9 protein-coding genes are annotated in these 9655 nt (G+C 69.6%); 6 read left to right on the top strand and 3 right to left on the bottom strand.

What is annotated here, in order from left to right:
* The 4 genes from sucB to ACFWBW_RS27690 form a co-directional block, all read left to right on the top strand.
* The coding region (gene sucB, locus ACFWBW_RS27705; protein WP_385377637.1) for a 2-oxoglutarate dehydrogenase, E2 component, dihydrolipoamide succinyltransferase at positions 1 to 961 on the top strand (961 nt) is incomplete at its 5' end.
* A 236-nt stretch (positions 962 to 1197) separates the two neighbouring features.
* Positions 1198 to 1821 carry a GntR family transcriptional regulator gene (locus ACFWBW_RS27700; protein ID WP_250742568.1) on the top strand — a complete coding sequence of 208 codons (624 nt, stop codon included), beginning with the start codon at positions 1198 to 1200 and terminating at the stop codon, positions 1819 to 1821.
* 244 nt (positions 1822 to 2065) lie between these two features.
* Entirely contained in the window at positions 2066 to 4750 is a 2685-nt protein-coding gene (aceE, locus tag ACFWBW_RS27695; RefSeq protein WP_385377634.1) for a pyruvate dehydrogenase (acetyl-transferring), homodimeric type, read from the top strand.
* A 191-nt stretch (positions 4751 to 4941) separates the two neighbouring features.
* Complete coding sequence (locus ACFWBW_RS27690; protein WP_385377649.1) at positions 4942 to 5460, top strand: DUF4240 domain-containing protein; 519 nt, start codon at positions 4942 to 4944, stop codon at positions 5458 to 5460.
* Here the strand turns inward: ACFWBW_RS27690 and ACFWBW_RS27685 are convergent.
* Positions 5457 to 6227, bottom strand: coding sequence for an SDR family NAD(P)-dependent oxidoreductase (locus tag ACFWBW_RS27685; protein WP_385377631.1), 771 nt, complete (start codon positions 6225 to 6227; stop codon positions 5457 to 5459). The two genes, ACFWBW_RS27690 and ACFWBW_RS27685, sit on opposite strands and share 4 nt — an antisense overlap.
* An 86-nt stretch (positions 6228 to 6313) precedes the next feature.
* Here ACFWBW_RS27685 and ACFWBW_RS27680 point away from each other — a divergent pair, with 86 nt between their 5' ends.
* Positions 6314 to 6967, top strand: a complete 654-nt coding sequence (locus ACFWBW_RS27680; RefSeq protein ID WP_385377628.1) for a TetR/AcrR family transcriptional regulator — start codon at positions 6314 to 6316, stop codon at positions 6965 to 6967.
* A gap of 57 nt (positions 6968 to 7024) precedes the next feature.
* On the opposite strand, the gene ACFWBW_RS27675 is transcribed toward ACFWBW_RS27680, so the two are convergent.
* Together ACFWBW_RS27675 and glnA are read right to left on the bottom strand one after the other, a co-directional pair.
* Positions 7025 to 7342, bottom strand: a complete 318-nt coding sequence (locus ACFWBW_RS27675; RefSeq protein WP_385377625.1) for a MazG-like family protein — start codon at positions 7340 to 7342, stop codon at positions 7025 to 7027.
* 107 nt (positions 7343 to 7449) lie between these two features.
* A complete protein-coding gene (gene glnA, locus ACFWBW_RS27670; protein WP_243329806.1) occupies positions 7450 to 8859 on the bottom strand; it encodes a type I glutamate--ammonia ligase in 1410 nt (469 codons plus the stop codon).
* Positions 8860 to 9045: 186 nt separating this feature from the next.
* Here glnA and ACFWBW_RS27665 point away from each other — a divergent pair, with 186 nt between their 5' ends.
* On the top strand, positions 9046 to 9513 hold the full coding sequence (locus ACFWBW_RS27665; protein WP_385377621.1) for an RDD family protein: 468 nt from the start codon (positions 9046 to 9048) through the stop codon (positions 9511 to 9513).
* Positions 9514 to 9655 lie beyond the last annotated feature (142 nt).

Here is a 9655-nt window from a genome sequence, read left to right as displayed (position 1 = left end):
GGTCGCGCCGGCCGCCCCCGCCCCGGTTTCCGCCGGTGACGAGGGTGCCTACGTGACCCCGCTGGTGCGCAAGCTCGCCACGGAGTCCGGCGTCGACCTGTCCGTGGTCTCGGGCACCGGTGTCGGTGGCCGCATCCGCAAGCAGGACGTCCTGGCCGCCGCCGAGGCCGCCAAGGCCGCCGCAGCCGCCCCGGCTCCGGCCGCTCCGGCCGCGAAGGCTCCGGCCGCCGCGGTCTCCGAGCTGCGTGGCCAGACCGTCAAGATGACCCGCATGCGCAAGGTCATCGGCGACAACATGATGAAGGCCCTGCACTCGCAGGCGCAGCTCAGCTCCGTGGTCGAGGTGGACATCACCAAGATCATGAAGCTGCGCGAGAAGGCCAAGGCCGGCTTCCTCGCCCGCGAGGGCGTCAAGCTGTCCCCGATGCCGTTCTTCGTCAAGGCCGCGGCCCAGGCGCTGAAGGCCCACGCGGTCGTCAACGCCCGGATCAACGAGGACGAGGGCACCATCACCTACTTCGACTCGGAGAACATCGGCATCGCCGTGGACTCCGAGAAGGGCCTGATGACCCCGGTCATCAAGGGTGCCGGTGACCTCAACCTGGCGGGCATCTCCAAGGCGACCGCCGACCTGGCCTCCAAGGTCCGCGGCAACAAGATCACGCCGGACGAGCTGTCGGGCGCGACCTTCACCATCAGCAACACCGGCTCGCGCGGTGCGCTGTTCGACACGGTCATCGTGCCCCCGAACCAGGTCGCCATCCTGGGCATCGGCGCGACGGTCAAGCGCCCGGTGGTCATCGAGACCGCCGAGGGCACGAACATCGGCATCCGCGACATGACGTACCTGACCCTGTCCTACGACCACCGCCTGGTGGACGGCGCGGACGCGGCCCGGTACCTCTCGGCCGTCAAGGCGATCCTCGAGGCCGGCGAGTTCGAGGTCGAGCTCGGCCTGTAAGGCTCACCGCGACAGCGACTGCCCCAGTCGGCGCCCCCCCCCGGACCTTCAAGTCCCGGGCGGGGGCGCCGTCGTCGTACGCTGGGGCATTCCGGTTGACGGCTGTAACCAGCCTCACGCTGCGCCTCTGACCAGGAACGCATCGCGACGGGCGGCGCCGCCGTATTGTCTACGCATCAAGGCCCCGCATGCCCCGGCGTGCCCCTGCACACCCCTCAGGAGAGGAAGCCCCGATGATCACCCCACCCGTCGTGCACTCGCTGCGCGAGCAGATCCGCGAGCACATCGTGGAGGGGATCGTCAGCGGGCGCTGGAAGCCCGGTGAGCGGATCGTGGAGCGCCGGATCGCCGTGGAGCTCGAAGTCAGCCAGACGCCCGTGCGCGAGGCCCTGCGCGAGCTGGAGACGCTGCGGCTGATCGAGTCGGCGCCGAACAAGGGCGTGCGCGTACGGAACCTGTCGGCGGCGGACCTGGAGGAGATCTATCCGGTCCGGGCGGGCCTGGAGCAGATCGCGGCCGAGCTGGCCGCACCCCGGCTGGCGGCCGACTGCTCGGCCCTGGAACCGCACGTGGCGGCCCTGTGGGAGGCCGACCGCAGTGCGGACGGCACGGCCCAGGTGCGGCACACCGTGGGCTTCCACCGAGAGATGGTGCGGGCAGCCGGGAACAGCGTGCTGCTGCACACCTGGGAGTCCCTGGGCATCGAGGTCTTCACGGCCCTGTCCATCCGGTGGCTGGGAACCGTCCAGAAGTCCTACGCCGAGGAGCACGAAGCCCTTGTGGATGCCTTCCGCAATCAGGATCCGGAGATCGGCCTGCTCGTGAAGCGGCATGTTCTGGGGTGCGCGCCGCGGGCTTGATCTCGCCCTTCGAGACGCGCTCGAGCGCCCGTCTCGTCCCGTTTTGACCGGCACTGGGTGCCCATTTTCATGGCACCCGGTGCCGACTTTTGTCAGATTGACGTTTCTTCGTCACTTTCATTTGATCGATCATCGATCAGCGCCTTACAGTCATCCGCGGACCCCACCCGGGTCCAACGACCCTGTCCTGCCCGTCAGGGATTTCTTCACCACCTCTCCTTTGTCCGGAAGGCGGCGCACACCGATGTCCGACCCCGTAGGAAAGCTTCCGAGCGAGCTCGACCAGCTCCCGGACCGCGACACCGAGGAGACCGCCGAATGGGCGGCCTCTCTCGACGCCGTCGCCAAGGCCGCCGGTACGCGCCGCGCCGAATACCTGCTCCGTCGCACCCTTCAGCACGCCGAGGCCGCCGGCCTCGCGCTGCCGAAGCTGCTCGAGACGGACTACGTCAACACCATCCCCACCGCCGCGGAGCCGGAGTTCCCCGGTGACGAGGCGATGGAAGCCCGGATCACCGCGTGGAACCGCTGGAACGCGGCCGCCATGGTGACCCGCGGCTCCAAGTACGGCGTCGGCGGCCACATCGCCACCTTCGCCTCCGCCGCGTGGCTGTACGAGACCGGCTTCCAGCACTTCTTCCGCGGGAAGGAGGCCGACGGATCGGGCGACCAGCTCTACATCCAGGGCCACGCCTCCCCCGGCATCTACGCCCGCGCCTTCCTCGACGGCCGGATCTCCGAGCAGCAGCTCGACAACTTCCGCCAGGAAGCCGGCGGCAACGGCCTGCCGTCCTACCCCCACCCGCGGCGCCTGCCGTGGCTGTGGGAGTTCCCGACGGTCTCCATGGGCCTCGGCCCGCTCTCCGCGATCTACCAGGCGCGCTTCAACCGCTACCTGCAGAACCGGAGCATCAAGGACACCGCCAACTCGCACGTCTGGGCCTTCCTGGGCGACGGCGAGATGGACGAGCCCGAGTCGACCGCCGCCCTGGCCCTGGCCTCCCGCGAGCAGCTCGACAACCTGACCTTCGTCATCAACTGCAACCTGCAGCGCCTCGACGGTCCGGTCCGCGCGAACTTCCGCGTGGTGCAGGAGCTGGAAGCCCAGTTCCGCGGCGCCGGCTGGAACGTCATCAAGTCGCTGTGGGGCTCCGCCTGGGACGAGCTGTTCCAGCTCGACACCACGGGCGCCCTGGTACGCCGCCTGCGCGAGGTACCCGACGCGCAGTTCCAGACGTACGCGACCCGCGACGTGGCCTACATCCGCCAGCACTTCTTCGGCGCCAACGCCGAGCTCGTGCAGCTGGCCGGTGTGCTCTCCGACGCGAAGATCGCCGAGTGCTTCCACACCTCCCGCGGCGGCCACGAGCCCCGCAAGGTCTACGCCGCGTACAAGGCCGCCCTGGAGCACAAGGGTGCTCCGACGGTCATCCTCGCGCAGACCGTCAAGGGCTACACGCTGGGCGCCGGGTTCGAGTCGAAGAACGCGAACCACCAGATGAAGAAGCTGACGATCGACGAGTTCAAGGACATGCGTGACCTCCTTGGCCTCCCGATCCCGGACAGCGCCTTCGCCGACGGCCAGGTCCCGTACGGCCACCCTGGCGCGAACAGCCCCGAGGTGCAGTACCTGAACGAGCGCCGCGCGGCGCTCGGCGGCCCGGCCCCGGCCCGCAAGGTCAAGCACGTGGCCCTGCCGGCTCCGGCGGACCGTTCCTTCGCCCCGCTGCTCAAGGGCTCCGGCAAGCAGGAGATGGCCACCACCATGGCCTTCGTCCGGCTCGTCAAGGACCTGATGCGGGACAAGGAGACCGGCAAGCGCTGGGTTCCGATCGTCCCCGACGAGGCCCGTACCTTCGGTATGGAGTCCCTCTTCCCGTCGGCCGGCATCTACTCGCCGCTGGGCCAGACGTACGAGCCGGTCGACCGCGACCAGCTCATGTACTACAAGGAAGCCAAGGACGGCCAGATCCTCAACGAGGGGATCACCGAGGCCGGCGCCATGGCCGACTTCATCGCCGCCTGTACGTCGTACGCGACGCACGGCGAGCCGATGATCCCGTTCTACATCTTCTACTCGATGTTCGGCTGGCAGCGCACCGCCGACCAGATGTGGCAGCTCGCCGACCAGCTCGGCAAGGGCTTCATCGTCGGCGCCACCGCCGGCCGCACCACCCTGACGGGTGAGGGCCTGCAGCACGCGGACGGCCACTCGCACCTGATCGCGTCCACGAACCCGGCGTCGCTCAACTACGACCCGGCCTTCGCGTACGAGATCGCGGTGATCGTCAAGGACGGCCTGCGCCGGATGTACGGCGAGAAGCCGGAAGACGTCTTCTACTACCTGACGGTCTACAACGAGCCGAAGCCGCAGCCGGCCATGCCCGAGGGCGTGGAAGAGGGCATCCTGCGCGGTCTCTACCGCTTCAACACGGCGGCGGACCTCGCGGAGGCGGCCCCGGCCGCCGACGCCCCGAAGATCCAGCTGATGGCCTCCGGTACGGCCATCCACTGGGCGCTGGACGCGCAGAAGCTGCTCGCCGCCGACTGGAACGTGGCCGCCGACGTCTGGTCCGCCACCTCCTGGGGCGAGCTGCGCCGCGACGCGCTGGAGTGCGACGAGGCGCTGCTGCGCGGGGAGATGCGCACCCCGTTCGTCACCCGCGCCCTGGAGGGCGTCACCAGCCCGGTGCTCGCCGTCTCCGACTGGATGCGTCAGGTCCCGGACCAGATCAGCCAGTGGGTCGAGCAGGACTACACCTCGCTGGGCACGGACGGCTTCGGCCTCTCCGACACCCGCGAGGGCGCCCGCCGCCACTTCGGTGTCGACGCCCAGTCGATCGTGGTGGCCGCGCTGGCCCAGCTCGCCCGCCGCGGCGAGGTCCCGGCGTCCTCCATCAAGGAGGCCCGGGAGCGCTACGGCCTGTAACGCCCCGCACGTCCGTCCGTGAGGCGGCCCACCCCTTCGGGGGCGGGCCGCCTCACGGCGTTCCCGGGGGCGTCTCGTTGATCCCCGTCGACTCCCCCGGTCCGGGTATGCGGCCGTGCGGGGGCTCCGACCGGCCTTTCGCGGCACGCGCGGTGGCGGCGAGGGGGTGTACCCGTGATGCTTGAGCGGTGATGGACGAGACGGAGTTCTGGGAGATGGTCGACCGTACCCGCGAGGCCGCCGAGGGCGACCCCGAGGAACACGCCGAGCTGCTCGTGGAGCGGCTGGCACAGCTCGACCCGGACTCCGTCCTGGACTTCGCCCGGCACTTCGAGTCGCGGTACAACCGGGCGTACACCTGGGACCTGTGGGGCGCGGCGTGGGTGCTGCTCGACGGGGCCAGCGACGACGCCTTCGACTACTTCCGGTGCTGGCTGATCGGCCAGGGCCGGGAGGTCTTCGAGGGCGGGGTGCACGATCCGGACCAGCTCGCGGAACTCCTCGACGAGTTCGACGAGGAGATCGACGGGGACGGCGAGGAGCTGGGGTACGCGGCGGACGAGGCGTACGAGCAGCTGACCGGGTCGGTCGCGCCGGATCTGGGGATCCCGCTGCAGGCGGCGGAGCCGGAGGGCGCTGCGCTGGACTTCGAGAACGAAGCCGTGCTCGCGGAGCGCTTCCCCCGGCTGTGGGACCGCTTCAGGGCCTAGTAGTGCGTGCCGCCGTCGATGCGGATCTCCGTACCGGTGATGAAGGCGCCGTCCTCGGAGCCCAGCATGGCGACGACGCCGGCGACGGTCTGCGGGCCGGCGAAGCCCTGACCGAGGGCCGGGGCGAGCTTGGCGAACAGGCTCCAGTCGGTGTCCTCGGGCAGGCCGGGGCCGGTGCCGGTGGTCATGCCGCTCTCGATGGAGCCCGGCGCGACGGCGACGAAGCGCAGCCCCTGCTTGCTGTACTCGGCGGCCAGCGCGTGGGTCATGGACTGGATGCCGCCCTTGCTGGCCGCGTAGGCGGACATGTAGGGGTGGGCGAAGGACGCCGAGGTGGAGCTGAAGTTGACGACGACCGGCTGGTCGCCCGCCAGCAGCGCCGGGAGCGATTCGCGGATGACCAGGAAGGTACCGGTCAGGTTCACCGCGATGATCTTGTTCCAGAGCTCGAGCGTGGTCTGGTGGGTGTGCGCGGAGCGCAGGATCCCCGCGGCGTTGACCAGCACGTCGATTCCGGTGAGGGCGTCGACCGCGGCGGCCACGCCCGTCTTGACGGCGGCCTCGTCGGATATGTCGAGGACCGCGGTGGTGAGGCGGTCCGCGTGGCCGTCGGCGGCCGCCTGGTCGGCGGTGGCCTTGAGACCGGCTTCGTTGACGTCCACGGTGTGGACCCGGCCGCCCTCGGAGAGGATGCGGTGGACGGTGGCCTGGCCGATGCCGGAGCCGCCGCCGGTGATGAGGACGCGACGTCCTTCGTAACGGTTCATGGGCAGGAGCGTACTCCCGTGATGACACGTTTTGCCAGACTGTCAAAACATGCAGTTGTTGCTCGGGGCCGAGGTATCCTTCCCCGGTGAGATCCCCTCGTCCGTACTCTCCCCAGGCCGGCCCCGGAGCCCAGTCGCTGAACGAGCGCCGCAAGGCGGCCACCCAGCTCGACATCGCCCGCGCCGCCTGCGAACTCTTCGCCGAGCACGGCCCCGACGGCACCACCGCCGAGGACATCGCCCACCGCGCGGGCGTGGCGCTGCGCACGTTCTACCGCTACTTCCGCAACAAGCAGGAGGCCGTCGCCCCCCTGCTCGCGGGCGGCGGCGACGCCTGGCGCGCGCTGCTCGCCGAGGAGGACCCCGGCACCCCGCTGACCGAGGCCCTGGAGCGTGCCGTCACCCGCTCCCTCACGGGCCCCCAGGCCCTCGACGAGGGGCTGGAGGTCACCCGCGGCCTGCTGCGCGCCGCCACGACCGACGAGGCCCTGCGGGCCGTCTGGTACCGGGTCAACCAGGACTCCGAGGAGCGCCTGGTCCCGGTCGTCGCCCGGCTCGCCGGCCCGGAGGCCGAACCCCTCGCGGTCCGCCTCCTCGCGGCGGCGGCCACGGACGCGATCCGCATCTCCCTGGAACTCTGGTCCACCACGGACACCCCGCCCTCGGGCCCCGGCTCCCCCGCGGAACTCGCGGTCCGCTGCCTGCGCGACCTCACGGGCGCGATGCCGCTGATGCGCTGAGCGCACCCGCCAGAGGACTTGCCCGTCGGAGGACTTGCCCGTCAGAGGACTTGCCCGTCAGAGGAACCTGGCCGACTTCTCCCGCAGGTGCTCCGCGAAGAAGGCGGGGGCGTCGGGCCGCATCCGGGCCAGCGCGACCATCGCGGTGACGATCACGTCGGCGACCTCGGCCTCCACGTCACCCCAGGTGTGCGAGTTCCCCTTGCGGGGATTCGTGCCCTTGGCCCCGATCACGGCCTGCGCGGCTTCGCCGAACTCCTCGCCGATCTTCAGGATCTGCAGCGTCACGCTCTCCTCGTGCGCCACCCCCCGCTCCCGGTCGTGCTCGTCGAACCGCGCCACGAGGGCCCCGATGGTCTTCCAGGTGTCGTCCATCCCCCGAAGCTAGCGCCGCGCCGCCGCAACGCAGAAGCCCCGCTCCCCTCCGAAGGAGGGGAGCGGGGCTTCGTTCGATCAGTGCGTCAGCACGACCACGGCACGGCTTAGAGGTCGAAGTAGAGCTCGAACTCGTGCGGGTGCGGGCGCTGCGCGATCGGGGCGATCTCGTGGGTGCGCTTGTAGTCGATCCAGGTCTCGATCAGGTCGGGGGTGAAGACACCGCCGGCCAGGAGGTACTCGTGGTCCTCCTCGAGGGCCTTGAGGACGTCCTCGAGGCTGGTCGGGACCTGCGGAACGCTCGCGTGCTCGTCCGGGGAGAGCTCGTAGAGGTCCTTGTCGATCGGCTCCATCGGCTCGATCTTGTTCTTCACACCGTCGAGGCCCGCGAGGAGCAGGGCCGCGAACGCCAGGTACGGGTTCGAGGACGGGTCCGGGGCGCGGAACTCGACGCGCTTGGCCTTCGGGTTCGAGCCCGTGATCGGGATGCGCATCGCGGCGGAGCGGTTGCGCTGCGAGTACACCATGTTGACCGGCGCCTCGAAGCCCGGGACCAGGCGGTGGTAGGAGTTCACCGTCGGGTTGGTGAACGCCAGCAGCGACGGGGCGTGCTTGAGGATGCCGCCGATGTAGTAGCGCGCGGTGTCCGAGAGGCCCGCGTAGCCGGCCTCGTCGTAGAACAGCGGGTCGCCGTTCGCCCACAGCGACTGGTGCACGTGCATGCCCGAGCCGTTGTCACCGAAGATCGGCTTCGGCATGAAGGTCGCGGTCTTGCCGTTGCGCCAGGCGACGTTCTTCACGATGTACTTGAAGAGCATCAGGTCGTCGGCCGCGGCGAGCAGCGTGTTGAACTTGTAGTTGATCTCGGCCTGGCCACCGGTGCCGACCTCGTGGTGCTGACGCTCGACCTGGAGGCCCTGGGCGTCCAGCTCGAGGGAGATCTCGGCGCGCAGGTCGGCGAAGTGGTCGACCGGGGCTACGGGGAAGTAACCACCCTTGTAGCGGACCTTGTAACCACGGTTGTTCTCCTCGGAGCCCGTGTTCCAGGCGCCGGCCTCGGAGTCGATGTGGTAGAAGCTCTCGTTCGCGGAGGTCGCGAAGCGCACGCTGTCGAACACGTAGAACTCGGCCTCGGGGCCGAAGTACGCGGTGTCGGCGATGCCGGTGGAGGCGAGGTACGCCTCGGCCTTCTTCGCGACGTTGCGCGGGTCGCGGCTGTAGGCCTCGCCCGTGATCGGGTCGTGGATGAAGAAGTTGATGTTGAGCGTCTTGTCCTTGCGGAACGGGTCCAGGCGCGCGGTGGTGATGTCGGCACGCAGCGCCATGTCGGACTCGTGGATCGCCTGGAAGCCGCGGATCGAGGAGCCGTCGAAGGCCAGCTCCTCGTTCGGGTCGAACGCGCGCCCCGGGATGGTGAAGTGCTGCATCACACCAGGCAGGTCGCAGAAGCGGACGTCAACGAACTTGACGTCGTTGTCCTGGATGTACTGCGTCACTTCGTCGGCGTTCTTGAACATCCAACTCCTCCTACTCCCGACCCCGGGGCAGGGGCGGGCTTTTATAGCTAGTGGTGCGTCAGTGCGGTGCCGCACGCTGACCCGACCATAAGCAGACGGGGTTTCTCAAGCATGACCCATTTGTTTCGCACAAGTTAACCAGGGTCCCGCCGGAACGGCGTCGAGCCGCACAGGTACCGTGTTCGCGTGGACAAGAGGCAAGCAATCGGATCCTGGCTCTCCGGCCCCCGCGAGGCCGCCGAGGTGATGGGTGCCGACTTCGGGTACCCCGGCAAACAGCTCGGCCTGCCGCAGCAGGGCCCCGGCTCGGTGGCCCGTTTCGGCCGCCGGCTCGGCGCCGTGGCCATCGACTGGCTGGGCTGCCAGCTCATCGCGTACGGCCTGATCACGGGCCGCGACTGGAACGGCTCGGGGAACTGGACGCTGGCCGTCTTCGTCGCCCTGGTGGTCCTGACGGTCGGCACCGTCGGCTTTACCCCCGGGAAGCGGATCCTAGGCCTCCGGGTCGTTTCGCAGGACGGCGGCCGGCTCGGTTTCGGCCGCGTGGTCCTCCGCACCGCACTGCTCGCCCTGCTGATCCCGGCCCTCGTCTGGGACCGCGACGGCCGCGGACTGCACGACCGCCTCAGCCGCGCCGTGCAGGTCAGGATCTGAGACGAAGGATCCCAAGACGCAGCGACACAGAGGGGGGGGGGAGGGGGGGGGTGGGGGGAGGGGGCGCCTTTCCTTCTTGTTACAGGGGGACCGAGCATGCTTTGCCCTCTCTTTCTGGCCTCTCCCTTTCTTCCCTTTCCCC

The sequence above is a fragment of the Streptomyces sp. NPDC059957 genome, from assembly GCF_042730015.1.
GTDB lineage: Bacteria > Actinomycetota > Actinomycetes > Streptomycetales > Streptomycetaceae > Streptomyces.
Note: the sequence above shows the minus strand (reverse complement) of the source record. Positions and strands in the feature narration are given on the sequence as shown.

Excerpts from the sequence above, each read along its gene's own strand:
- glnA (WP_243329806.1), bottom strand. The coding sequence starts at position 8,859 with ATGTTCAAGAACGCCGACGAAGTGACGCAGTACATCCAGGACAACGAC.
- aceE (WP_385377634.1), top strand. The coding sequence starts at position 2,066 with ATGTCCGACCCCGTAGGAAAGCTTCCGAGCGAGCTCGACCAGCTCCCG.
- ACFWBW_RS27675 (WP_385377625.1), bottom strand. The coding sequence starts at position 7,342 with ATGGACGACACCTGGAAGACCATCGGGGCCCTCGTGGCGCGGTTCGAC.
- ACFWBW_RS27690 (WP_385377649.1), top strand. The coding sequence starts at position 4,942 with ATGGACGAGACGGAGTTCTGGGAGATGGTCGACCGTACCCGCGAGGCC.
- ACFWBW_RS27685 (WP_385377631.1), bottom strand. The coding sequence starts at position 6,227 with ATGAACCGTTACGAAGGACGTCGCGTCCTCATCACCGGCGGCGGCTCC.